This window comes from Mesorhizobium sp. WSM4821, from assembly GCF_055901555.1.
In genome coordinates this window covers 183,974-207,027 of record NZ_CM148371.1, presented here as the reverse complement: position 1 = coordinate 207,027, position 23,054 = coordinate 183,974, and the positions used below count along the sequence as shown (strand labels likewise).

Annotated in this window: 20 protein-coding genes and 5 pseudogenes; 9 read left to right on the top strand and 16 right to left on the bottom strand. The window is 58.5% G+C overall.

Annotated elements, in window-relative coordinates:
* Positions 1-70: 70 nt before the first annotated feature.
* A pseudogene (locus tag AC0NID_RS00955) lies at positions 71-1,072 on the bottom strand (LacI family DNA-binding transcriptional regulator).
* Positions 1,073-1,178: 106 nt separating this feature from the next.
* Here AC0NID_RS00955 and AC0NID_RS00950 point away from each other — a divergent pair.
* Entirely contained in the window at positions 1,179-1,544 is a 366-nt protein-coding gene (locus AC0NID_RS00950; RefSeq protein WP_473457796.1) for a hypothetical protein, read from the top strand.
* 558 nt (positions 1,545-2,102) lie between these two features.
* On the opposite strand, the gene queC is transcribed toward AC0NID_RS00950, so the two are convergent.
* The 5 genes from queC to AC0NID_RS00925 form a co-directional block, all read right to left on the bottom strand.
* Positions 2,103-2,840, bottom strand: coding sequence for a 7-cyano-7-deazaguanine synthase QueC (gene queC / locus AC0NID_RS00945; RefSeq protein WP_473457797.1), 738 nt, complete (start codon positions 2,838-2,840; stop codon positions 2,103-2,105).
* A gap of 4 nt (positions 2,841-2,844) precedes the next feature.
* Positions 2,845-3,198, bottom strand: a complete 354-nt coding sequence (queD, locus tag AC0NID_RS00940; RefSeq protein WP_473457798.1) for a 6-carboxytetrahydropterin synthase QueD — start codon at positions 3,196-3,198, stop codon at positions 2,845-2,847.
* Positions 3,195-3,830, bottom strand: a complete 636-nt coding sequence (queE, locus tag AC0NID_RS00935) for a 7-carboxy-7-deazaguanine synthase (protein WP_473457799.1) — start codon at positions 3,828-3,830, stop codon at positions 3,195-3,197. Before queE ends, queD begins: the two co-directional genes overlap by 4 nt.
* Positions 3,831-4,066: 236 nt before the next feature.
* Positions 4,067-4,528, bottom strand: coding sequence for an iron-sulfur cluster assembly scaffold protein (locus tag AC0NID_RS00930; protein ID WP_473457800.1), 462 nt, complete (start codon positions 4,526-4,528; stop codon positions 4,067-4,069).
* A gap of 26 nt (positions 4,529-4,554) precedes the next feature.
* Positions 4,555-4,875, bottom strand: a complete 321-nt coding sequence (locus AC0NID_RS00925; RefSeq protein ID WP_473457801.1) for a HesB/IscA family protein — start codon at positions 4,873-4,875, stop codon at positions 4,555-4,557.
* A gap of 995 nt (positions 4,876-5,870) precedes the next feature.
* On the opposite strand from AC0NID_RS00925, the gene ectB reads away from it, so the two are divergent.
* Together ectB and AC0NID_RS00915 are read left to right on the top strand one after the other, a co-directional pair.
* Entirely contained in the window at positions 5,871-7,130 is a 1,260-nt protein-coding gene (gene ectB, locus AC0NID_RS00920) for a diaminobutyrate--2-oxoglutarate transaminase (protein ID WP_473457803.1), read from the top strand.
* Complete coding sequence (locus tag AC0NID_RS00915; protein ID WP_473457804.1) at positions 7,120-7,962, top strand: 2OG-Fe(II)-dependent halogenase WelO5 family protein; 843 nt, start codon at positions 7,120-7,122, stop codon at positions 7,960-7,962. Before ectB ends, AC0NID_RS00915 begins: the two co-directional genes overlap by 11 nt.
* A gap of 91 nt (positions 7,963-8,053) precedes the next feature.
* Here AC0NID_RS00915 and AC0NID_RS00910 read toward each other — a convergent pair whose 3' ends face one another.
* The gene (locus AC0NID_RS00910; protein WP_473457805.1) at positions 8,054-8,662 is read right to left on the bottom strand and encodes a transposase family protein; all 609 of its coding nucleotides are present in this window, start codon (positions 8,660-8,662) and stop codon (positions 8,054-8,056) included.
* Between AC0NID_RS00910 and AC0NID_RS00905 the strand changes: the two genes are divergently transcribed.
* Positions 8,653-8,958, top strand: coding sequence for a tyrosine-type recombinase/integrase (locus AC0NID_RS00905; RefSeq protein ID WP_473457806.1), 306 nt, complete (start codon positions 8,653-8,655; stop codon positions 8,956-8,958). The genes AC0NID_RS00910 and AC0NID_RS00905 overlap by 10 nt on opposite strands.
* Positions 8,959-9,038: 80 nt before the next feature.
* Positions 9,039-9,242, top strand: coding sequence for a hypothetical protein (locus tag AC0NID_RS00900; protein WP_473457807.1), 204 nt, complete (start codon positions 9,039-9,041; stop codon positions 9,240-9,242).
* A gap of 240 nt (positions 9,243-9,482) precedes the next feature.
* On the opposite strand, the gene AC0NID_RS00895 is transcribed toward AC0NID_RS00900, so the two are convergent.
* A complete protein-coding gene (locus tag AC0NID_RS00895; RefSeq protein WP_473457808.1) occupies positions 9,483-10,826 on the bottom strand; it encodes an MATE family efflux transporter in 1,344 nt (447 codons plus the stop codon).
* A 116-nt stretch (positions 10,827-10,942) separates the two neighbouring features.
* Positions 10,943-11,097: pseudogene (locus AC0NID_RS00890) on the bottom strand (transposase); the annotation flags it as partial.
* 259 nt (positions 11,098-11,356) lie between these two features.
* Between AC0NID_RS00890 and AC0NID_RS00885 the strand changes: the two are divergent.
* Positions 11,357-11,603, top strand: a pseudogene (locus AC0NID_RS00885) (integrase core domain-containing protein); the annotation flags it as partial.
* Between the two features lie 293 nt (positions 11,604-11,896).
* Here the strand turns inward: AC0NID_RS00885 and AC0NID_RS00880 are convergent.
* From AC0NID_RS00880 to AC0NID_RS00870, 3 genes are all read right to left on the bottom strand, one after another.
* Positions 11,897-12,865, bottom strand: coding sequence for an ornithine cyclodeaminase family protein (locus AC0NID_RS00880; protein WP_473457809.1), 969 nt, complete (start codon positions 12,863-12,865; stop codon positions 11,897-11,899).
* Between the two features lie 129 nt (positions 12,866-12,994).
* On the bottom strand, positions 12,995-13,954 hold the full coding sequence (locus AC0NID_RS00875; protein ID WP_473457810.1) for a hypothetical protein: 960 nt from the start codon (positions 13,952-13,954) through the stop codon (positions 12,995-12,997).
* A gap of 6 nt (positions 13,955-13,960) precedes the next feature.
* Positions 13,961-14,272: a hypothetical protein gene (locus tag AC0NID_RS00870; protein WP_473457812.1), complete on the bottom strand. Its 312-nt coding sequence runs from the start codon at positions 14,270-14,272 to the stop codon at positions 13,961-13,963.
* Between the two features lie 663 nt (positions 14,273-14,935).
* Here AC0NID_RS00870 and AC0NID_RS00865 point away from each other — a divergent pair.
* A complete protein-coding gene (locus tag AC0NID_RS00865) occupies positions 14,936-15,202 on the top strand; it encodes a hypothetical protein (RefSeq protein WP_473457814.1) in 267 nt (88 codons plus the stop codon).
* A 641-nt stretch (positions 15,203-15,843) separates the two neighbouring features.
* Entirely contained in the window at positions 15,844-16,392 is a 549-nt protein-coding gene (locus tag AC0NID_RS00860; RefSeq protein WP_473522325.1) for a pantoate--beta-alanine ligase, read from the top strand.
* Between the two features lie 567 nt (positions 16,393-16,959).
* On the opposite strand, the gene AC0NID_RS00855 is transcribed toward AC0NID_RS00860, so the two are convergent.
* Both AC0NID_RS00855 and AC0NID_RS00850 read right to left on the bottom strand, forming a co-directional pair.
* Positions 16,960-18,183, bottom strand: a complete 1,224-nt coding sequence (locus tag AC0NID_RS00855) for an ATP-grasp domain-containing protein (protein ID WP_474033405.1) — start codon at positions 18,181-18,183, stop codon at positions 16,960-16,962.
* Between the two features lie 241 nt (positions 18,184-18,424).
* Positions 18,425-18,781 (bottom strand): annotated as a pseudogene (locus tag AC0NID_RS00850) (transposase); the annotation flags it as partial.
* A 216-nt stretch (positions 18,782-18,997) separates the two neighbouring features.
* On the opposite strand from AC0NID_RS00850, the gene AC0NID_RS00845 reads away from it, so the two are divergent.
* Positions 18,998-20,218, top strand: a complete 1,221-nt coding sequence (locus tag AC0NID_RS00845) for an ATP-grasp domain-containing protein (RefSeq protein WP_474033404.1) — start codon at positions 18,998-19,000, stop codon at positions 20,216-20,218.
* A gap of 570 nt (positions 20,219-20,788) precedes the next feature.
* On the opposite strand, the pseudogene AC0NID_RS00840 reads toward AC0NID_RS00845, so the two are convergent.
* Together AC0NID_RS00840 and AC0NID_RS00835 are read right to left on the bottom strand one after the other, a co-directional pair.
* A pseudogene (locus AC0NID_RS00840) lies at positions 20,789-20,911 on the bottom strand (sigma factor-like helix-turn-helix DNA-binding protein); the annotation flags it as partial.
* 235 nt (positions 20,912-21,146) lie between these two features.
* Positions 21,147-22,802 (bottom strand): MFS transporter, encoded by a 1,656-nt coding sequence (locus AC0NID_RS00835; protein ID WP_473459360.1) that lies wholly within the window; start codon positions 22,800-22,802, stop codon positions 21,147-21,149.
* Between the last annotated feature and the right edge of the window lie 252 nt (positions 22,803-23,054).

Sequence of the window (23,054 nt, the reverse complement as noted above, 5' to 3'; positions counted from 1 at the left end):
TCCAGGAAGCGGTCGTCGCTTCGCAGCGGTACGGATGACCTTATCCGGACGACGATGGCTCTTCCGATTCTTAAGTCCAAATGCTCTCTGGCGTGAGGATCTCGAACGGAACAATCCGCTGTTCGATTAGCCGTGTGTCCGTGCGTTCGATCATGCGCAGCATCACATCGATGAGTTCTTCAGGCATCCTGTCGACGGCATGGCACAAGGAAGCAGTAATCAACCCTTCGCTCAATCCCTTGCGTGTCTCGGGCCCGATGTCGCGGCAGACGACCCGGATTTTGCAATGCTCCACAGCGAGCTCGCGCATGGCACGCAAAACATCGGAAATGCCGCCGCCATTAACGAAGATGCCCCTGAGCTCCGGCTCCTCCGCTATCAGCCTGCGAACGATTGCATAGGCGTTCTTCTGCGCCTCATGGGTCAGGAGGGTTTCGCTGACGTAGAACTCGAGCGCGTGCTCGCGCATGTAGGAGCGAAAGCTCGCATCCGAGATGTCTTGGAACTGATAACGGTTGCTGCCGATGAGAGGAAAGACCTTGCCGGGTCGACCGGACGTCTGGCTGATAATCAATGCGGCGGTGCGGCCGGCCTACCAGTTGTCGGTTCCGACAAAGCCTGCCCGGCTGGCGGCGGACAGGTCGGTGACGTAAGCGATCACCGGAACGCCTTTGACGCGCAACTCATCAATCGCCTGGCCGACGAGCGGGTGATCGGCCGAGATCATCGCGATTGCATCGGCGCTTCGGGGAAGGGTCGTCCTCGAAGAGCACGGCTGGCTCAATAACCGCATCTGTGCGTCGCGCGCAGGCACCTAGAAACGCCTCGGCCCAGATCCGACAGAGCGGCCGGTGCGATTGCTGCATAAAAAGCTCAAGTGCCGATGCGGGAGATTGTCCCGCCTGCGTTCGTGCAGCGGCCCCGAACTGCGGAAGCCGATCTGCTGCGCTGCGCTCAAGATGAGGTCGGCCGTCTGCGGTCGCAGTGTGCCAGTTCCGTGCAAGAGCCTATTGACCGTGGAAACACTTACGCCCGCGGCTTTCGCCAGATCGGCGATCGTTGGCCTGTTCATCAGCCGCCTCTCATATGCAATTCGTGAATGACTTCTTTCAAGTGCAAAGGCCATGTCAGCGGCGAAAGACGCGTAGCTCTCCAGATCCTTCGAGGAGAGGCCTGACATGCTGGACGAAATCTCCGCGTCGCCTGACGCCAATCGGCAAGATTGTTCGCCCGCGGCCGCCCGTTTTTCCCGATGGCACCACGCGCGCTGCGGCTGTGCGATCCCAAGCCGCGCGGCGCGCTGCAACGCAGGCGCCAATCTGGCTGACGTCAACGGACAGTGCTTTGTGGACCTCGACAACACTTTCGCCATTCTGATTCATAGGGATGGCTTTGCCCCGGCGATTGATACGGTCGCGTGTATCCTTCGTGACGGCAGCCGCCTTTTCAATTCGACGGCACATGAGATCGACCTTGCTGAATTACCTTTGCTCGATTGTCTTCCTGCAGTCGAGCAGATCCATTTCGTCAAACATCGACACTGAGGCTGTGACGGTCGCCATCAAGGCGGCACGCGCATTCACTGGACCCACGAGCATTGCCAGATCGAAGGCGCTTATCAGGAATTCCTTTGATTGGGCCGAGGCAGGCCAGGGGAGGGATATCCGCAACATCGCTTCGCCGCAGGCGCCTGCGCCGTGCTGGCTTACGCAGGCGCCGGCATCGATTGCCGATGAGGTCGTCATTCGTCGCTTCAATGATGCCGATGGTGCGGCGATGCTGGTATGGACGTGCATGGACGATAAGGGCAGGCTCGGGCATCAACCGCCTCTCGTCGAAACCACAACCTCTCCTTTTTCTTGGCCGTACGCTCCACGATCGATCCGACCGGGATTTAGGATAACAACCGCAGCCTGCTCGCCAAGGTGCTGCACTCCCCTTCCAAACAGCACCACGCGAACGGCAAAGATCATCAAGGTCGATGGTATGGAACAGCCCTTCGAAACGGCATCGAAGGCGCCCACCCTGGTCGTGCTGAACACCACAAAGAGAAGGAAACGATCTATGGAACAGATTGCCACCGTCGGCCTGGATTTGGGCGCTCACGTCATTTCATGGGCGGCCACCGGTGCCTCTTTGCGGGATCGGAATTGCTCCCATCCTGCTGCGCGAAGATTACACTCGACGCAGGTCCCGCAACCGAAACCCCAGCTATGTCTATGCTCGCGATCTCCGCTATAGCAGGTGTGGCTTCCCTCGCAGATGAGCTTCACCAGCGCCTCGCCGCCCAGCCAATCCGCCAGCGCCCAGGTCTGCGCCTTGTCGCGCTGCATGAGGGGTGTGTGAATGATGAAACTCGTCTCCATTCCAAGGTTCAGGGCAAGTTGCATCGCTTTAACTGCGTCATCTCGACAATCCGGGTAGCTGAAACGATCCGTCTCGGACACGCCGATCACGAGGTGTTTCGCGCCCATCCGATAAGCTATCGCGGCCGCAAAGCCGAGGAACAGAAGGTTGCGGCCAGGCACGAAGGTATTTGTTAGACCGTTCGCGTTCCGTGCGATCTCGACGTTGCGCGTGAGCGCGGTATCACTGATCTGGCCGAGCACGGCCATGTCAATCATGTGGTCCTCGCCTAGCTGCCCACGCCAGGCCGGAAAGTCTGTTCGAATGCGCTCGAGCAGGTAGGGCCGCACATCGAGCTCGACCCGATGCCGCTGCCCATAGTCGAAACCGATTGTCTCGACGCGCTCGAAGTTCTCGAGCGCCCAAGCCAGGCAGGTTGTCGAATCCTGGCCGCCGGAGAAAAGGACGAGTGCGGTTCCCGGATCTCGTTGCATCGGGTCAACCCTCGTATTCAGCCCAGCACAGCGGTGTCTCATAGACTGTTACCGAGCACATTTGGCCAAGAAGCGGCTTGGTTTGGTTCCAGATCCAGATCGCAATGTTTTCCGCTGTCGGATTGTCGAGACCCTCAACCTCATTCAGATGCTGATGGTCGAGACGTTGCAGAAGCGGTCCGAACACAGCCTCGACATCGAAGAAATCGATGACAAAGCCCGTGTCTGGATCGACGGGCCCTTCCAGACGCAGTTCCACACGGTATGAGTGGCCATGCATGCGGTGACAGCGGTGGGTCTCTGGCACGCGCGGAAGACAGTGCGCTGCCTCGAAGGTGAAAGCTTGCGTAATTTTCATGGGATCCCGAGAAGTTTGTGGGTTTGCAGGCTCAAGCGCCAACGTGGGTTGGCAAGACAATAGGCCACCGCAGCGGTCGTATTCGCCTCGCGCTCGGGCCCATCCATCGGCTGAAGCAAAAGGTGCTCAAACGCGAGAACTTCGAAATGTTCGGGCTCCGCGCCAATCTGAGGATATACAAGCTTTAGCTCGTCCCCTGCCATGACCACGAGGCGTGCATTGCATTTCGGACTGACGCACAGCCAGTCGATGCCGGCGGGTGTGGGGATGGTACCGTTGGTCTCCACGGCAATTTCAAACGCCAAGCAATGCAGCGCTTCCAGGAGTTCTTCATCGACCTGGCAGAGGGGTTCCCCTCCGGTGAGCACGACAAGACGCCGCCCAGTACGCGTCCCGCGCCAGGCTTGCTCGATCGCCAACGCAAGCTGCCGTGCGGTGTCAAAATGTCGGCCACCGGGGCCATCGACCCCAACGAAATCGGTGTCGCAAAATCCGCAGAATGCTTTTGCCCGGTCGCCTTCACGTCCCGACCAAAGGTTACAGCCGGCGAAGCGACAAAATACGGCGGCCCGCCCGGCATTTCGTCCTTCGCCTTGAAGGGTGTAGAAAATTTCCTTGACCGCATATGACATTGCTTAAGCGGCCTTCGAGTGAGCAAGGGAGCATCTCTGCTGGCTTACGAGACGCGGCAAAAGGTGGGAAATGTCCCACTGCACGTTTTGCAGCGCGTTCCACCGTCGAGGCTCGTTACCGAAAACCCACCCGCTCGAACTCCACGCAGAATTAGGTTTCAGCGGGTGGAGACTGCGGGGAAGGGCCTCTCGCTCCTCGAAGCCTATCACCAAGAGAAACGCCTCGATCACGCCGCTCATGGCGAGGATGCCTTGACGAGCACGAGGCGTGAGAATCCTGGTGTCTCCTCGAAAGCCTTCCTAATTGCACGGAAGAACTCGCTCATCAGCCGCAAGCCGCGCTCCAGGATGAGGCGGTCGAGCGATGAGAAGGCCGTGTGCGGCAGCAGGGCGCCGAGAAAATCCGCCATGTCCTGATCGGTGATCTGAAGGGCTTCATCGATGGTCTTGCCGACGATGAATTCGGTAAATGTCGAGGAAGCGGTTATGGCCGAGCCGCGGCCGAAGGTCTGGAACGTTGCGGCAGTAATCGTCTCGGTCTTGGGGTCGAAACCCATTATCAATTTAAGCCCGTCGCCGCAGGCGACGGCGGCGACCTCGCCGGCCGCATTGGGGGTGTCCAAAGCGCCGACATTGTGCGGGTTGATGAAATAGAGCTTGTCGCTGAAGAGGTAGACGTTGTCGGTATTATCCCGCACGGCGCCGATCCTTGTCGTGATGGCGGCTAGCCGAAGGACTTGCCGCAGGCGCATTTGTCCCGCGCATTGGGATTGTCGAAGACAAAGCCCGAGGACTCCAGGCCCGTGATGAAGTCAACGGTCATGCCGGCGAGATGGGGCTGGGAGCTTGCGTCGACGAACACCTTGACCCCGTCCGTCTCCATGATGGCATCCCCCTCGCGCGAGACGCTCTCCAGACCCATCAGGTATTTGAGGCCGGCGCAGCCGCCCGCCTTGACCATGATGCGAAAGCCTTCCGCCGGCTTGTCGGCGCGGGAAAGCGCGGCCTTGACGGCGGCGACGGCGTTTTCAGTGAGTGTGATCATGGGACTATTTTTTGCTGATGCGTTCGCAAGCCACTCTGCACAGAACGTGCCAAAGAGGAAAATTCAATTAAACACTGGTTAGCGGATTTGGGGCCCTGTCTGATATTCAACAATTGTCGGATGTCGGACAGAGTGAACCTTGCGTACAAAAAGCGGCATCGGACACATCGCCAGTGGCGTCGCCTGAGCCAGCGTTTTCGATCACATGAATGTTGACCAGTGTAAGGGTGGGAACTCTTAAGTCGTGCTGCGCTCCAAAAGCCGCGCCATCGTGACCACGCAGTGCGGTGGCGAACACCGGGTGGTCGATAGCCGCATCGATCGCGCTTCCTCGAGGGCGCAGTCGATTCTGCGTCAGCTCGTGGGTGCCGAACACCACTCGCGTGCTCGGCGCGTGGCCTGCAGTGCGGCCGTCACCTCGGGAGGGCCGCTAGGCATTGTAGACGTTGCGAAGCTAAGGGTTGGCCAACGCGCCGCCCAGCGAACGGCCCCATCACCGCCGGCGGCCACGGCCGCGATTAGAGGCCGCGGTCAGTTCCAGTTCTGTCGCCAGTTCGCGGTCTGGCGTCCGCGTTCCAAAGCGAAACTCGAGCGAGCATCGGTCTCGCCGTCACATCGAAGCAGAGAAATCGCTATCTGTCACAGCTACTCGTCGGCAAGGATCCCGTCACAGCCGACATAGAGAAATACCCAAGCATCGTGGTTGCAGTCATGCTTGGAAAAACCGGTGCGGCTATGTCAGTGGCCCCCGCCAACAACGCCGCCGATAGCGTTGCCGCAAGGCGGGTACTGACTGTCACGCTATCGCTATCCAAAGCGTTGCAACAGATTCGTCAAACAAGTTTACAGACTCTTTGCGAATGCAAGTCGCTGACCATGATACGTTCGCTTTAAGTCAGAGATTGGCCGCAGCTAATCGTCGAAATCAATGGTTTGGAATGCGTGGACAAGAACCTGCAGCGTTGATCGCAAGACCCATACAGAGAGGCCCTTTAATGGATATCGACATTTTCGAAGCTTATGAGTCTAACGTTCGTCGCTATGGACGATCATTTCCAACAGTCTTTAAAAAGTCACTTGGGGCGACAATCTGGGACGAGTCCGGAAAGCCATATATTGATTTCCTTGTAGGGTCCGGCGCGCTCAACTACGGTCATAACAACCCGGATATCATTGCCCCGGCAATTCAATATCTCGCCGATCAAAATATTGTCTTGTCGCTTGATATGTATACAGCTGCAAAGCGTGATTTCATCGAAGCGTTCGTCAATTCGATCCTGAAGCCTCGGGGCCTTTCTTACAAGATACAGTTTCCTGGGCCGACCGGGACAAACGCTAACGAAGCGGCGTTGGCGCTGGCGCGAAAATATACCGGTCGCTCGAGTGTCATGGCCTTTACAAATTCGTACCATGGCATGTCGCTCGGCTCCTTGGCGGTGTCGGGTTCAGCGTCAACCAGACAGCTTGGCGGCGTTGCTCGCCACGATGTGATCCGTGTACCTTACGAGAACTATCCGAACCAAACTTTCGATTCCGCGAGTTACATTGATCACGTGTTAGGCGACCCAGGCAGCGGGATAGAAAAGCCGGCCGCAATCATCCTGGAGCCCATCCAGGCAGAAGGCGGCATGAACACCGCATCCGCACCATGGCTTGCAGAAATTCAGCGCATTTGCCGTAAGCACGACGTTGTTTTCATCGTCGATGACATTCAGGCAGGTTCGGGACGAACGGGCGATTTCTTCTCATTTGAGTTCGCGAAAATCGAGCCCGACATCGTGTGTCTTTCGAAATCGCTAAGCGGTTCAGGTAATCCGTTGTCCATAGTTCTGATTCGCCCTGACATGGACATATGGAATCCGGGAGAACATAGCGGGACCTTTAGAGGGAATAATCTCGCCTTTGTGACTTCCGCGGCCATGTGCAAAATGTGGTCCGATAGGCAGTTTACTAAAGCCGTCGAGGGGACGGCCGTAAAGCTGCAAGAACACCTTGATCGCCTCGTTGCGAAATTCCCGAAGTGCATCGAACAAAAGCGCGGCCGTGGTCTGATGGCCGGCCTCAAGTGCCGGTCACAGGCCGTTGTTGGCCGTGTGCACGATGTCGCGTTCGAAAACGGCCTGCTGATCGAATCCTCCGGGCCAAATCGCGACGTCATCAAAGTCCTTCCGCCGATAACAATCTCAGATGACGAACTCGATCACGGCATTGCCATCCTCGATCAGGCACTACAGGAGAAAACCAATGGCGACTAACCAAGTACCTCAAACGCCGGCCATCTCGCCTCTTACGATCAAAGAACGAACCGGCTCGATCAGCACCGCCGAGATCATCTCAGTACTGAAAGGTGAGATCACAGCTCTGCACATCAAGCAAGCTTTCAGCACCGAAGTAGCCGAGGAGATCACCACGAAGTTTTTTGGCAGTCCCGGTCTCAACGAGCGCAACGATGGCGTCCCCGGACAATATGTCGGCGCATCCCACTACAGGAAAAATGCAGCCACCTATTTCAAGGAGGCGGAAAATGCGCGGCCGCACGTTGACGCCCTTTTGGGCAATTTAGTTGACCCGGTCCGAGCCCTATTCGACGCGTTAAAGCGCGAGCTTCACAAACAGGGCGTTGAATTGCGGCTGGCCCGTTCAGAACATGGCCAGGCCAATGTTTGTCGCGGTCTCAGTTGGTCTGGCAGCGGCACGTTTTCCTTGGACCCTCACGACGATGTCGCTCAAGTGTTACGTGCCGGGAAGGATTACGAGCTTTCTGCGGTGGCGCACAACACTGTCGCGGCGCTCAACCTCTACCCCAGCATGTCCGACGAAGGTGGCAATCTGCGGCTCTGGAGTCACAAGCCGACGGTTGCCGACCGAAAGTCGCAGGGGGTGGAGACCACGGGCTATCCCTATTCGGCAGCCTATCTCGAGGGCGTACCTTCTCACGACGTCCAGCTCGAGGCCGGGGATATCGCCCTGATCGATGGCGGTTTCGTTCACGGGGTCACTGGTCAGTCGGGCCAAGGAAAGCCTCGCTTGGTGCTCAACAGCTTTTTCGGATTTGCTCGGCCAGATCTTGTTCTCTGGTGGACCTGAAGTTGGATGTCGCAGCAACTGTCGGTAGCTGATCAAGTTGTCCGGTTTGGCAGCACATCATTTATCCGCTTCCGTTTTGCGTCGAAGCGGTTCACGCGGCTTGCCCGATGCGGCAGGTCTCTTGGATTGCGGCGCCGTCAGGCATGTATCGAGCAATGCGGCGGAGGCCATGGTAGACCGCGAGCGTGCCATCCGGGTAGTGCCTGATCTTGACCGTAGCTTTGACGAAGTGATGTCGGATCGGGCTCTGCGGCAGCTGCAATCGCAGCCGCGCGAAGGCGATCGTGTTGTCGCGGGCAACAACGCGCTCCTCCTCGATGCACAGGATCTGAGCCAATTGCTGCGGGTCGGCGGCGACAAAGGCGCTATCTTCAACCGCGGCCGGCCTGGCGAAGCGGGCATTGTCAGCCGGCAGATAGGCCTGTGCGATGAAGCGGTTGGCGGCCTGGATATCAGCAATGCCGGCCAGCGCCAGTTCCTTAGGCAGCCGATCCTGCAAAGTGGAGAACATCCGCTTGGAGCGGCCCCTGGGTTCAGGCGAATAGGCCGGGATATGCTCGATGTCCAGTTGCCGCAGCGCCCGCCCGACCTGGGTCAGCCGGCTCTTGTCGACCGCCTTGAGCGTCACGAAATAGTGGCTGCCGCGATCGGTGTAGAGGCTCGCTGACCCGCCCAGAGGTCGATGCCTTGTTGGCCGCACCGGATCAATCGACTTGGTCCGGGCGACGCGATCACGCGTTCCTGCTGGTCGCGGTGCAGCCCGGATTGCGGCAATCGGAGATCACTGGTCTCAAGCGGGACGATCTGTTCTTCGGCACGGGCGCCCACCTGCGGGTCATCGGCAAAGGGCGCAAGGAACACTGCACCCCGTTCGCCAAATCTACCACCGCAGTCTTGAGAAGCTGGCTGAAAGAGCCTCAGCGCGGAGAAAAGAGTATCCTGTTTCCCAGCGCCAGAGGTGAGCGGCTGAGCGTTCATGGCGTTCAGTTTTACTGAACAAACACCGCCAGACCGCTTCTGCCATGTGCCCGTCTCTGAATGGAAAGCGCGTCGCTGTTCATCGTCTGAGGCACACGATGGCCATGGACCTCCTGCAGGCTGGCGTCGATCGTGCCGTCATCGCCCTGTGGCTCGGCCATGAATCGGTCGAGACCACACAGATCTATCTCGAGGCGACGTTGGCGATGAGGACGGCAATGGTAAAGATGATCCCATATTCCGGTAAGTCATCCCGCTTTTGGCCCGATGACAATCTGCTGGAGTTCTTGAACAGCCTGTAGATCGCGCTGACTATGTCGGGTGACCCGGGTGTTTCTGCGGAAAACCCCCGTATTCCTCAGACGTCTGTAGTTCCGGTCTAAGCTACCCGACATAGTCCGGCTGGGTAGATAGTGGCGACTATGTCTTGATCGATATAGCCGGCACAGCGCTGCCATGGAACTGCTGCACGATGTTGAGCCGCTCAGCTACCTCGCCGACGTCCTCACCAGGATCGTCAACAGCCATTCCACATCGACTGGTCATTTCGCGAAAGCGGTGCCGGCGCGACGACGCAGGACCAGCAACAGGCTTATCCCTCGCACGAGCTGAAAAATGTGAAAAGCGGCCCAGAGCCCGTGGTTGCCGAACATCTGGCCGAATGCGAACAAAGCAGTGACAAAGGCTGCGAAGGATAAGAGCATCATATTGCGCACGTCGAAACACCAGGTTGCACCCAAAAAGACGCCGGTCAACTGGAAGGCCAGCACGCCGGTCGGTGCCGCGAAGGCCGCCCAAGGAAGATAGAGAGCCGCCTCGGCTCGCACGTCCGCTGCCATTGTTATGGCGCCGATGAGCTGTTCGCCGAATGCAAAGATCACGACGCTCGCAAGGCCCGCAAGCGCGAATCCCCAGCCCGCGGTCAGTCTGACGGTTTGCCAGAAAGCCAGCCGATAACCTGCGCCAACGGCTCGCCCGGCGAGCTGTTCGGCGGCCGCCCCAAATCCGTCAAGGAAATACCCCGCGATCAGGAATATATGCATCAGCACCGCATTGGCGGCGAGGGTCAACGCACCAAGCTGGGCCCCTTGGCGCATGAACAGCATGTAGGCACCCAGGAGCACGCAAGAAGGGGTCATGATGTCACCGCTGAGGTGAAGCATCCGCCTCATCGCCACCATGTTAAATGTATGCTGACGCGACATTTTCGGCATCGCACGGAAGCGTCTTAAAAGGACTGTCATGCCGGCGATCATGGCGATGGCTTGGCTGAAGACGGTTCCCCAGGCGACGCCTGCAACTCCCCAGCCGAGATAAAGACCTAAAAAGATCGTAAGCGCGACATTCATCCCATTTAGGAGAAGTTGCAGGAGAAGCCCGACGACCGAACTGCCGCGACCTAGGAAATAGCCTAGAATGGCATAGTTAATAAGGGCGGCAGGGGCCGCAAAAAGGCGGATACGGATGTAAAGATCCATCGCGGCGGTCACAGGCTGTCCCGCGTTCATGAGCCATTCGCCAGCCGCGGCAATCAACGGCGAAAACAGGACTAGGGCCAAGCCGGAAATCGCGGCGATGAGAAATGCCCGCCAGAAGACTGCCCTCTCTTCCAGAGCGTCGTTCCTCCCGAAAGCCTGGGCGACTAGCGCGGTCGTACCGAAGCGCAGGAAATTGAAGGTCGCGAAGACGATGTCGAAGAGCGCGGCCCCGGCTGCAAGACCTCCAACCAAAGCTGCATCGCCGAATCGGCCGACTACGGCCATATCGACGAGGGCGAGCACCGGCGTCGTGAGGTATGCGAGCATCATCGGAATGGCGATTGACAGTACCTGCCGACTGGTCACTCGGAACGGCCTGGAGTCTCGGATCGGCGGTTTCTGTTCCATTTTCGGCTCCTGTTGGATCGTGTTGCAACACTTTAATTACCAGCGTGTGAGTTCAAGGCCGTGGCCTGAGAACAGCCAACCGTGTGGCGACGTCGTCTGACGAGCACGTTGCGCAGCTACGTTCCCAATGGCGTCGGGCCTCGCGGCAGCGAAGGTAGCGCGGCCCTGGCGCCATGGATCGGCAGGCTGCGCGGTATTTGTTGCCGCGCTTGGAGATGCCGAGCAGCCTGGGTTTGCCGCCGGTGGTATGTTGCCGGGGCACGAACCCCAGCCTGCGCCTAGATCGCGCGCCGTGGCGAAGGTCGCGCCATCGCTATCTTCTGGTTTGCCCGCGGGCGGCAAGGGTGTTCATGGCGGCGAACTTTGCAGCCAGGTCGTTGTCCTGTTTGACCGTAATGCGATGACGTGCTGTCCAAGTCCGCAAGTTGGGCCAAGACGCGATGAGCAGGATCGTGTGGGCGGTATCGGCAGGCCGCTTGGCCAGCCTGTTCGTCTCCAACGCAAGAAGAAGCTTACGGCCGGATGGGCGTGAGCTGTTGAACGAAAGCCTGTTCTTCGGACCTCAACCACGCCCGAAGCGCCATCGCCGAATGGCGGGAGGCCTTCAATACCGCGAGGCCCTTCGCTCGGCTACCAGACCCGGCGGCCTTCGCCGATGTTTTCACCGCAACCGGCTCCGGCGCTGTGCAGTTCGAAGGCTCCGCGCCTCCGCCAGTCGCTCAACCCGCGCCTCACGGCGTAACAGAAATGGCCGAGGCTCTCATCGCCCCGGAATGACAGTTCGGCGGCAGATTCAATGTCGTGGCGTTTCGCCAACCCGTGCAGGGTCTTGCCGGACAGATATTCCTGCGCGACATGACGCGTAAACTCGACGCTGTGTGCGTATCTTGCCATGGTTCTCCCTTCAAAAACGCGACATCAATCCCTCATGCCATTCTGTCCACCCTTAGGGGCGCACTCCAATCGAGGGGCAGTTTTGAATGCCGTTTGACATCCGTGCTGTCCATCAACGTGGAGAATTTTGCAGAGCATGGGACGGATAAGTGCACCGATTTGACCACGGTCATAAGTTAGTAGGATATTATTGTGCCTAAGCCGTGCTGTTCTGCGATGTCGAGTATAGCAGAACCTATAGCGACATCATAGATTGCGAGGCCGACATTGAACACTACAATGCGATCAGCGTTGCGAGTTCTGCCGGCGACCCGTCCTGCGATCACATCGCTGAAAGATCCACGAACTCGGGAAATATCCCGATAAGGAGAGCCTGTAGCGATGATGTAATTTTTGAATTGCTCAACGTCGTCAGTCAATAATACGTCCGAAGCTGTCGTTATATCCTCTGACCATCCTCGGACATGGACGGGCAGAACCAAGCTGCCCTCCTTGACCCATCCGAACCGGAATGCCACGTCGTCCAATCGGCTTGTTGCGGTCACTACGAGATCAGCGGTGCGGATCGCGGCCTCAGCCTCTTTCACATGAACTACTGTTGCTTTGGAACACATCTGTTCAGCCAACCGGCTCACGGCATTCTCATTGATATCCACGATTTGGAATTCGGCAGCGGGGTAAATCAAGGATAACATTTTTACGTGGTAGAGGCCCTGAAGACCAGCGCCGATTACCGCAATCCTGTCCACGCGAGGCGGCGACAAATACTTGCTGGTAACAGCCGACGCTGCCGCTGCGCGAACTGCGGTCAGGTAAGCAGCATCCATCACGCAGACTGGTAGACCCGTGTCCGGATCGTTTAACACCAAAAGCCCTGTGATGTTTGGCAAGCCAAACCTGTGATTGCTGGAGTAACCGGCAACCCATTTAAGGCCGGCGCGGCGTTGCTTGGGAAGCCAGCCGGCCATTGCGTGAATGAATGCGTCATGCCTCGGGTGGATCCCGATCTTGGGCGGGTTCTCGAATGCGACGCCATCGCCGTGGTCACGAAGCGTCGCTTCGATAACATCTAATGCTGAGGCGAATGGCAACTTCGTCTGAGCAACGTCGTTTCGACTTAGCCATCTTACAATAGGCGTCGTCATATTACCTCGTCTCCTGGTGCTGAGACCGGCGCTGGAACAGTCCGGCCCTTCGGTTTGGAATGTCGGTAGCTCTGAATGAGGCTACACGGTTTTCAAATGGTCTCTCGCGAACCGGTGTACTGTTGTGGGCTACGTTGCCCTCGCGGGAAAGGAGATTTGCGCCGTTCTGAGTGTCGCCTCTATGTCAGAAAACAAGAGTGACAGTTTCGGAGCCAAACGCTCATTGTTTTGTTCGATGAACCGAAGAAATTCTTCGTCATACATGCTTACATAATTTAGCTGTTTGACTGATGAGCCCGAAAGTACTGGGATTGATGACAGGTCCACTATGGTGCGCGGCCCCAACCGCAGAAGGGTGTCCTGAAGAGTGGCTTCGTATTCATCATTGACGTCTGCGGTTGCAATAACAACGATGGAGCGCGGTTCGTGTGGATACCCGATCTCTGCCGGACGCTTGAACGCGACTTGAATGTCATTCGAAGGGCGGAGACGTTTGCGAAGGTTCTTAGGGTTCCGCGTTACGACTACCGTAGAACGGAAGCGCTCTCCGACACCACTCCTGATTAGCCCGCGACCCAGCATACCCGCCCCGATTATATAAAGGCGATCGGGTACCTCTCCGTCCCGAAATCGATCAGCTATGATGTCTCGGACAATCTGATCGTAGTTGAATGAGGCGATGAAACGCTGTCGCTCGCGCGCGGCGCGACCCGTATCTATTGCCAACCGAGCGATCTGGAAAATCGGGAGGTTTGGATTAAGAGATTCGATAGCCTTCGCGAGCTGACCGCTGATGTAACTCTCGCCGAGGATTTGGGAATGAGCGCTGGATGCAATCTCGGCGAGACGTTGAGCAATTGCGGCCGCACCTTCAATGCGTACGTATGAAAAACCAGAAAAGATTGTGCTATCGACATTTCTGAGTACGGACTCCTCACCATAGACCTCGACTCGTGCGCAGGTTGTGATGAGTAGAATTCCACTTCTCGCAAGGTCGGTCGCAAGGGGTTTAATGTGCGCCGAATGCTGCGCCACTGCGAGGGGCGCGGTCATCTGGTGATCACTATACAATCCAAGAAGCTTGCTCATCGTTGATTACTCCAGTTGATTGAGCTCAAGCGGCAGTTGACGCGGAACGCCCACGAGTTCTAGGGCTTGCCCCGAACCTCGTTTGCCTGAGATGCAGATAGTCTCCTGTGCTTTCGAGTTCAGGATCAGGCGGTGCAGTCGGTATTGGGTCACGGGGACGATGAGGATCTTCCGGCCGAGGTCGACATGGCGGGCGTTTTTGGGAGTTGGTGAATTTGCCGATAGCTCCCATAGAATGCGACCTGACGCCAAGCTGGCATGATTATTTCCTTTTTTCTGGAGCGATGCCGTATCGGTGGCAGTTCCTGCGCCCTGCAACGAGGGCGTCCCAAAAATCGTGCCAACTGCGCAGAAGGGCTCAGAAACAACTTGTCACTCAACGGTTTAGATGAGCTCGTGGCAGGACGCAGGGCCGAACACCGCCGCGTCGTGGACCCAACAAACCCGACAGTTTGTCGGTTCCTCGCCTTTTCCCCAGGACACCGTCTGCGGCTTATCAACCGGAACTGTCGGTGAAAGCAGCTTGACGAACCCGGAGAGCGGGAAGGAGGACCACCTCGGCAAGTGGACCGGCACGGTTTCGGCCGATGTCTGGGGGCGTGAGGTGGAAGCGGGCGAAAACCTGTCGAGGCTCGCTGCGCTGCCGCATCAAGAAGCGGGATATACGTCGGTAGTTTGTGACTATCAACCGGATCCAGCGACCTGTTGCAATCGGGCGGGGCCCATATACGTCCACACACGCATCGAGGCGGTTCTCGCCGGCTTCGGCATTCGCAGCCTCCGCTTAGATCTGCGCAATTCGGGTGACAGGCTCATGGCCATCCGCATGGCAGAGGGAACGCCGCTGTCGCTGCCGGAAAACACCCGCGCCGAGTTGGACCGCTTGCTTGAGCGGCTCGATCTCCTGCGTGCGCAGATCGCACCATCGAGCGCCTGCGTAGGCTCGCCGCGGCTCCGGCTGCATCGGAAGGCCCGCATGCGATGGTGCGCCTCATCGCACGGGTCATCGGCGTCGGTGTCGAGACGGCGGACATGCTGATAAGCGAGATCCTGTCGCGCGGCTTGCGCGATCGTGGCGCGGTGGCGCGTTATGCCAGGCTCACGGGTTCACCCGACGAGATCGGCAACGCGGGCGCGAGAGAAGGGGCTGACACGCGCTGGCAGTGCCGCGTGCCGCATGGTATGATCGAACCGGCCCGACGCTTTCTCCTCTTCCAGAAGGATAGTGCGCTGGCCCAATGGTTCTAGGCGCGCACGGCCGACGGCAGCAAAGCCACGCGCAAAGACGATGATCGTGGCGCTTGCGCGCAAGCTTCCGATTGCGCTGTGGCGCCTCGTCGCCACAGGCGAAGCGCAACAGGGCGTCAGCTTGCGTGGGGCGGAGGCACGCGGGAAGAGGAGAGCAACGCACACCCCATTGGCTGGCCCGCACAGGTCTGCCGATGATGATCCAAGATGGCGGCAACCCGAAGCTATACATGGTGGACCGCAGACGTAGAATGGGCTCGCCGTCCTTCCCGGAGCTTCGCCCACCGATGCGCGTGCTGCCCCATGCTTCAGATCCACTGAGATCGACCGAATACAAGCCTGCCGCGCGGCACCCCGCGCCTGCTCATGGCGAACTCCGCCTCGGAAACTATTGTCGCACCTCGCAGGGCTCGCTGCTGACCGCCCAAGCCTGCCGCCGTGCTCGTGACCGTCAAGGGCACGTCGCTGCGCGATCGGGCCTGCGGCCCAGCCTTGATCGTCGCTGTGCGCCGCGGCCAAGCCGAGGATCGCTCGGGACGAGGTGCAGGAGCAGGAGCAGTCATCTGAGCCTCGTGCGTAACGCGCTCCAACTGCCGATCGTGTAATCGTGACGCTATGCGTGAACTCCAAGCAATTCAACAATGCCGCCGACCTCGCAGCCGATCCGCGAACGGAGCACCAACACGCCGCCAAGCTCGCGCCTCTCGGCGCCCATCGATCTACGCGCCGCATGCTACGATATGTATCCGGAAGGTTTCGCCAGCCACGGTCTTGGTGGGTGGAGTGAGCGAGGACATGTGCGGTCGTTCCGCCCGGGCCATTTCGACGCCGTGCCAACAGTCGTCACCAAGCTTCTTCTTCAGAAGGGTGCCGATTTGGCCTTCTTCGGCGAGAAGGATTTCCAGCTATTGCATGTTAGTGCGGCGGCTTGCCCGCGATCTCGATCCCCATCGAGATCGTCGCCTGTCCGACGGTGCGCGAAGCAGACGGTCTGGCCGTCGCGCAACCTCCGCCTATCGTCTCAACAGCGACAGGCGGCGCCGCGGCTCTCGGAAATGCTGTTCGCGGCCGCCGAGCGGTTGGCGACAGGGGCGGCAGCCGGTAGCCGACGATGTACTCGCCGAGGCCAGCAGGCCTTGCTGTCGGCCGGCTACACAGAGGTCGAGTATCTCGAATTGCGGGCCGAATGACCTTTCGCTGCTCGAATGAGCGGACAGACCGGCGAGTCTGCTCGTGGCCGCTTGGCTGGCGACATACGTCTCATCGACAATGTGAGCGTTCGGCCAAAGCAAGGCACAACGAAAATGTTCGCTCCAAGCGCAGCTGCCTGAGGCTTCAATGAGCAGCCGTTTCAGGCGATGGTGAGCGTAGGTGCTACGGCTTCGGCTACATCGCCACGAGACCAGAGCGATGGCCCGCGAGATTGGACTGAAGCCGAGAACGACGCCAGTCTAGAGCCCGCAATCGAACGGAATGGCCGAGGCCTTCAGGACGAGAAGTGAGACAATGTCCGCGTCTCACTGCCGCTAACGCCAAAACCGTGATAGATCGACCACCATAACAGCCTTCATCCGCACAAGGCCCACGGCTATCGTTCACCCCGCGAGTTCGTCGCGGACCAAACCCCACCCTGATTGTGTTCCGATCATTCGGGGGCAACAACACTCTCTCGGGGTCTCAATTGCACCAAAGTTCGGCGACGTTACCTAGGGAAAGCCTGCGCTGGTGCGGAGAGGTGAGAGGTCTGCTGATTTTTCCTATTCGGTCGGAAATGGCGTAATCGACCAACTGATTAAGTCAACCGCGCGCTGAAGTATCGCATGGGTCTGAGCAAGACTGTGTGAAACGACGATGACATATCCCATAGAGTCTCGGTAATCACCTTTCCTGACGATCGGCGTCTTGGGTTGAATATGAAATTTCACGTCGGCAACACCTGGCACTGCAGCCGCCCGATCGCCGCCATCAATCCAATCAAGGGTGCCGTCGCGATCTGGAAGGAGGCACCGCCAGGCCGAAATGTGCGAATGCCTTCTACGCAAATCCCATTCCTCCCCGATGACAAGCTTGATGTGCTCGGTGATGAGGTCGACACCGTAAGCCAGTTGAACCGGTTGAGGACCGCCACTAATGCGCGGATTGACTTCAATCACCACTGGTCCACGCTTCGTCCACCGGAACTCAATGCAGGTTGGCCCCCAACCAAGGCCGAGAGCTTGCAAACAGCTCAGCGAAACATCGACGATGCGCCTGTACTCGTCATCAGTTAAGGGGGCCGGGAAGGTGCCCTCACGGAAGACGAAATGCGGTGGGGGATCGAAGGCGCCCGCCTCAATTCCAATGACATCATGTCCCATTATATGAACGATGTAAAAAGGACCCTGTGCGAATTCTTCGACCAGTGTCTTCGGCGAAGACACCCATGTGTGGTTCCCGCCGAACAGATAGGCCGTATGTTCGGCTAGCTCATCGACGTCACGGCACAATCGGACACCGCTGCTGCCGCTGCCTGCAGCCGGTTTAACAATCACCGGCAGGCCGATCTCCGCGGCAGAGCTTTCCACCTCCGCCGCATTCGCTGCCAAGCGATAAGCAGGTATTGGAACGCCCGCTTCGGCGAGAAGTTGACGTTGAGCGAATTTATCGCAGCATCGTTCAATCGATGCGGGGTTCGGTCCCGGTAAATTGAAATGCCGGCACAGCTTGCCAACTGTCGCATAGAGCGACTCGTCGAGGTCCGTGAAACCAGTAATCCCAGCAATGTTATACGTCGCACGTAGCCGAGAACATTCGCGACTCAGCGCATCGAGATCGTCTGTATCGACACGGATTGCCTCAATGTCTTCCGCCGCAAGATAGTCGTACTGAGTTGGATCAGCCGACAGGGTAATTGGATAAAGGCCAAGACGCTGGGCCGCTTGGACGTATGGCAGACCAATACTCCTGTGGCCTTCAACCAGGATGAGCGCTCTTCTTGCCATCGGCTGTTGACACTCCATTGCGTGCTGTGTGGCGGTCTGAGCGTGAACAGGCATCAGCCTTTTCACCCGTGCCTGACCTCAGATCTTGCGGCAAACGTACCACTATCGGCGAGTTGAGCTCGCAAAGATTCTGTAAATTTGTTTGAAGGATCTGTTGCAAAATCTTGGTCGCCGACGGTGCGGCCTCTCGAGGATTGGGAGGAGGTTGCGATGTTTCAAGGGACGCTGAAGCGTGTCGCGATTAATCGGCCTCATATCCGGCCGCTTTGAAGAAGTTTCTGCATTCGGTTGGCTCGAACAGATGGCAGATATCGCCGAGAGCCTCGCAGAGTGCGTCGAAGCTTCTGGCTGCCTTCTTTCGCAGCCTCGCCTTGAGTTTTGAATAGGCCATCTCGATCGGGTTGAGGTCGGGCGAGTATGGCGGCAGGAACAGGAGCCATGCGCCCCTTTGGCGAACCAGTTGCGCGGCGCGCTCGTTCTTGTGGAAGCCGACATTGTCGAGAATGACGACATCGCCGGGCGACAGTTCGGGAGCGAGCTGAGTTTCGACGTAGCGTTCGAAGATGGCGGCATTCATCGGCGCGTTGACGATCCACGGAAACATCGCAACCTCCTCCCAATCCTCGAGAGGCCGCACCGTCGGCGACCAAGATTTTGCAACAGATCCTTCAAACAAATTTACAGAATCTTTGCGAGCTCAACTCGCCGATAGTGGTACGTTTGCCGCAAGATCTGAGGTCAGGCACGGGTGAAAAGGCTGATGCCTGTTCACGCTCAGACCGCCACACAGCACGCAATGGAGGGTCAACAGCCGATGGCAAGAAGAGCGCTCATCCTGGTTGAAGGCCACAGGAGTATTGGTCTGCCATACGTCCAAGCGGCCCAGCGTCTTGGCCTTTATCCAATTACCCTGTCGGCTGATCCAACTCAGTACGACTATCTTGCGGCGGAAGACATTGAGGCAATCCGTGTCGATACAGACGATCTCGATGCGCTGAGTCGCGAATGTTCTCGGCTACGTGCGACGTATAACATTGCTGGGATTACTGGTTTCACGGACCTCGACGAGTCGCTCTATGCGACAGTTGGCAAGCTGTGCCGGCATTTCAATTTACCGGGACCGAACCCCGCATCGATTGAACGATGCTGCGATAAATTCGCTCAACGTCAACTTCTCGCCGAAGCGGGCGTTCCAATACCTGCTTATCGCTTGGCAGCGAATGCGGCGGAGGTGGAAAGCTCTGCCGCGGAGATCGGCCTGCCGGTGATTGTTAAACCGGCTGCAGGCAGCGGCAGCAGCGGTGTCCGATTGTGCCGTGACGTCGATGAGCTAGCCGAACATACGGCCTATCTGTTCGGCGGGAACCACACATGGGTGTCTTCGCCGAAGACACTGGTCGAAGAATTCGCACAGGGTCCTTTCTATATTGCTAATATAATGGGACATGAAGTCACTGCGATTGGTGCCGCTGACTTCGGCTACCCACCGCATTTCGTCTTTCGTGAGACGATTTTTCCGGCCCCCCTAACTGATGACGAGTACAGGCGCATCGTCGATGTTTCGCTGAGCTGTTTGCAAGCTCTCGGCCTTGGTTGGGGGCCCACGAGCATTGAGTTCCGGTGGACGAAGCGTGGACCAGTGGTGATTGAAGTCAATCCGCGCCTTGCAGGTGGGGCCAGTCCTCGGCTGGTTCAGCTGGCTTACGGTGTCGACCTCATCACCGAGCACACCAAGCTTGTCATCGGCGGGGAATGGGATCTGCGCGGAAGGCATTCACACACTGCGGCTGTGCGGCATCTAATTCCTGATTGCGATGGCACCCTCGATTGGATTGATGGCGGCGATCGGGCGGCTGCAGTGCCAGGTGTTGCCGACGTGAAATTTCATATTCAACCCAGGAGCCGGATTGTCAGGAGGGGCGATTATACAGATACTCTTGGACATGTCATCGCCACTTCACCTAGCCTTGCTCAGACCCGTGCGATACTTCAACGCGCGGTCGACTTGATTGTTTGGTCGATCGCACCTTTTTAATGCCGCGCGTCACAGACCCAAGTTGCAGCTTGTCTGCGCAATCGGACGTTCTTCTCCTGGCTGAGGCCAATGCCCCCATTTTCCAGGCACTCGAACGCATCAACGATCATGTCATGCGCCGGCTGGACATCGCCGGCAGGTCTTCGAGACCGTCGAGCGCCCGGCTTTGGCCAGTCTTCCACCGTTTGCGGGCGTTTGGCCGGCGTCTCGACGGATTGCCACGTCGAGTTCAAGATTCCGTGCCCCCCAGCCTCATTTGTCAGCAGGTCGATCTGCGAGAACGGCGCGCACCATCGAGATCTTCCACCGCGGCAAGCGCGTCGCGGGTGCATCAGCGCCGCTATGGAGGTCCTCGCCATGGACCGATCCGGATCACATGCCCAGTTCCCACCGGCGCTATGCCGAATGGACACCGGAGCGCTTTCGGCGCTGGGCCGCATCCATCGGACCGCAGACGGAAGGCTTGGTCATCGCAATCCTTGCCAGCCGTCCGCATCCCGAGCAGGGCCTTCGAACATGTCTTGGTATCCTCCGCCTGTTTCGCAACATCGATCGCAATCGGGCCGAAGTCGCGCGAGCTCGCCGTAGGTATCCATGCACAACCCCATTGCCGATCCCAAGCATGCGCGCAATGATGCGCTCGGTGAGGCCCTGGAGATGCCTTAGACGCAAAACTTCTCTGATCCGGCGCATCGACAATCTCTGGGCTCATTGCACTGACGAGGCAACCTGTAGCCGGTTGAGATCTCGGACGAAGCGTCCACAAGCTTCGAGAAGGCTGCTCACGATCCCGCGAAATCCGTGCTGACGATGCGATAAATCCGTGCTTACGATCGACTGAAATACGCAGGCCAGCATGGTCGGTTATGCTCCTCCTGCCCAGCGCTAGCACAGCGAGGAGTCGCGGGCCCTCACTGTTCTAAAAGGGTCAACGATGGAGAACATAAGACGTCGAGTGCTCGGCTTTGCGAGCGGGGCCCGTCGGTCGCTCGATCAAAAGTGTCAATTGAGGTGGAAGCTCTCCCTCGTGCAGGAGGAGGCCCCTTTCGTCCAGATGCCTATCCTCTGTCGTGAGGCGGTGGTTGAGGCGAAGGTAGTCGGTCCAGGTCGGGGTGCGGAATGTCTCTGTCCACTGCATAGGCTTCTGAAGGTTGCGCTGGAGACTCCAGTGTCGAGCTCCGACGCGGCTGTGTACATGCCGCCGCTCGCGCATGAGGTCCAGGAAAGCATCGACGTTTTTCGCGGGTATCAGATATTCGACTTTGACGACGATGGGACCGCTTCTTGGCTTGAGATTGAGGGCGACTGCTGGGGCGTTGAATTGCTCTAAAGGATCGGGCTCGGAGTCGTGGCGCTCGCGAAGAGGAAACAGGACGCCGGCCGCAGTGACGAGCAACAGAGCACCAGCGGAACCCTCCAGCGCCCAGGCCAGGGAATGGTTCTGGGCCACCGTACCCCACACCCAACTGCCGGCCGCGATGCCGCCGTCTATCAACGCATAATAGATCGAGATGGTGCGCCCCACGACCCAGCGCGGGCTTGCCAGCTGCACGCTCACGCCAACCCCGGACCAGGCCGTGACCCAACCCGCGCCGCCCAAAGCGAGCGCGATCGCCGCCACTGCAATCGAGGAGGTCAGTGCAAGGGAGAGGGAGCACGCCGCGCAGGCGATGCAGGCGAGCGTCATCAGCCGTTCTTGAGACAAACGCCTTCTGAACACGCCGTTGGAGACGCCGGCGAAGACAGCGCCTGTCCCGAATCCGGCCATGAGGGACCCATAGGCGAGCGGTCCTCCTCCCAGCTGATCCCGGACAACCAGGGGCAGCAGCGCGAGTATGGCGATGCCCGCCAAGCCAAAGAGGGTTCCGCGAGCGATCGCCGCCTTGATTTCCGAAGACATCGCCGTGAAGCGCAGCCCGTCATAGATCGCCGTGCTCATCGGCTCACGCGGCAGAGGCGAAGAACGAACCTTCCATTTGCAGCGCCATATGGTCCCCAGAGGTACCAGATATGTGAGTGTGGTCACGGCGAGAGCCGTCACAAGCCCGAACGAGGCGACCAGGATGCCGCCGAGCGCCGGGCCTACGGTCCGGACAGTGTTGAAGCCGACGGAGAGGAGGGTGACGGCAGCGGGAACATCGCGTCGGTCCACGATATCGCCAACCGAGGCTTGCCATGCGGGGTCATTGAGGGCGCCGCCACATGCGATCAAGAAGCTGAAGCCGAGGATCATCCAAGGGTCTACAAAGCCCAGCGCTACAGAGGCGGCCAGCATCGCAGATGCTATGACCATAATGCACCGGCCGGCGAACATGACCTTGCGGCGGTTGAAATTGTCGGCGATGGCCCCGACGAAGACAGATAGAATGAAGGCGGGCAGCGTCGATGACGCCGGTACCAGCGCGACCATAAGATCGGAAGTCGAGATCGTCGCCATCAGCCAGCTGATGGCAACAGTCTGCATCAGCCAGCCCAAGCTAGAAACCTGCGTGGCGAGCCAGATCGAACGAAAAGTCGGATTCCTGAGCGGCGCAAAAGTCGTTCGCGAGCCTGGGTCCTCGTCTGCGCCCTCCGCCCCGTTCATTCCGCAGCGTTCGCCTCCGTCTAATGGTTCGCACAGGCTCGCTTGCGCGGAGGTCGAAGCATGCATCCTCGCGCAAGTGCAGACGGTTTGATTCAATTAAGTGTACTTGCCGGACCAGAGTTCGAAACGCCGCAGGTACGCAGCTTGTGCAGGTTCGCAACTTCATTCAATCAAGGATCAATCATGTAGCAGCTTGCGTCAAATGCAGTTTCCATATTGTCGTCATCTAGCACCGAGATGAGTGTAAGTTTC

Bases quoted from the DNA above. Each gene is read 5' to 3' on its own strand.
- AC0NID_RS00835 (WP_473459360.1), bottom strand. From the start codon at position 22,802: ATGAACGGGGCGGAGGGCGCAGACGAGGACCCAGGCTCGCGAACGACT.
- AC0NID_RS00925 (WP_473457801.1), bottom strand. From the start codon at position 4,875: ATGATCACACTCACTGAAAACGCCGTCGCCGCCGTCAAGGCCGCGCTT.
- AC0NID_RS00915 (WP_473457804.1), top strand. From the start codon at position 7,120: ATGGCGACTAACCAAGTACCTCAAACGCCGGCCATCTCGCCTCTTACG.
- queD (WP_473457798.1), bottom strand. From the start codon at position 3,198: ATGAAAATTACGCAAGCTTTCACCTTCGAGGCAGCGCACTGTCTTCCG.
- AC0NID_RS00865 (WP_473457814.1), top strand. From the start codon at position 14,936: ATGGTGCGCCTCATCGCACGGGTCATCGGCGTCGGTGTCGAGACGGCG.
- AC0NID_RS00880 (WP_473457809.1), bottom strand. From the start codon at position 12,865: ATGACGACGCCTATTGTAAGATGGCTAAGTCGAAACGACGTTGCTCAG.
- ectB (WP_473457803.1), top strand. From the start codon at position 5,871: ATGGATATCGACATTTTCGAAGCTTATGAGTCTAACGTTCGTCGCTAT.
- AC0NID_RS00875 (WP_473457810.1), bottom strand. From the start codon at position 13,954: ATGAGCAAGCTTCTTGGATTGTATAGTGATCACCAGATGACCGCGCCC.
- AC0NID_RS00895 (WP_473457808.1), bottom strand. From the start codon at position 10,826: ATGGAACAGAAACCGCCGATCCGAGACTCCAGGCCGTTCCGAGTGACC.
- AC0NID_RS00855 (WP_474033405.1), bottom strand. From the start codon at position 18,183: ATGGCAAGAAGAGCGCTCATCCTGGTTGAAGGCCACAGGAGTATTGGT.
- queC (WP_473457797.1), bottom strand. From the start codon at position 2,840: ATGCAACGAGATCCGGGAACCGCACTCGTCCTTTTCTCCGGCGGCCAG.
- AC0NID_RS00950 (WP_473457796.1), top strand. From the start codon at position 1,179: ATGCTGGACGAAATCTCCGCGTCGCCTGACGCCAATCGGCAAGATTGT.
- queE (WP_473457799.1), bottom strand. From the start codon at position 3,830: ATGTCATATGCGGTCAAGGAAATTTTCTACACCCTTCAAGGCGAAGGA.
- AC0NID_RS00860 (WP_473522325.1), top strand. From the start codon at position 15,844: ATGCCGCCGACCTCGCAGCCGATCCGCGAACGGAGCACCAACACGCCG.
- AC0NID_RS00900 (WP_473457807.1), top strand. From the start codon at position 9,039: ATGGCCATGGACCTCCTGCAGGCTGGCGTCGATCGTGCCGTCATCGCC.
- AC0NID_RS00845 (WP_474033404.1), top strand. From the start codon at position 18,998: ATGGCAAGAAGAGCGCTCATCCTGGTTGAAGGCCACAGGAGTATTGGT.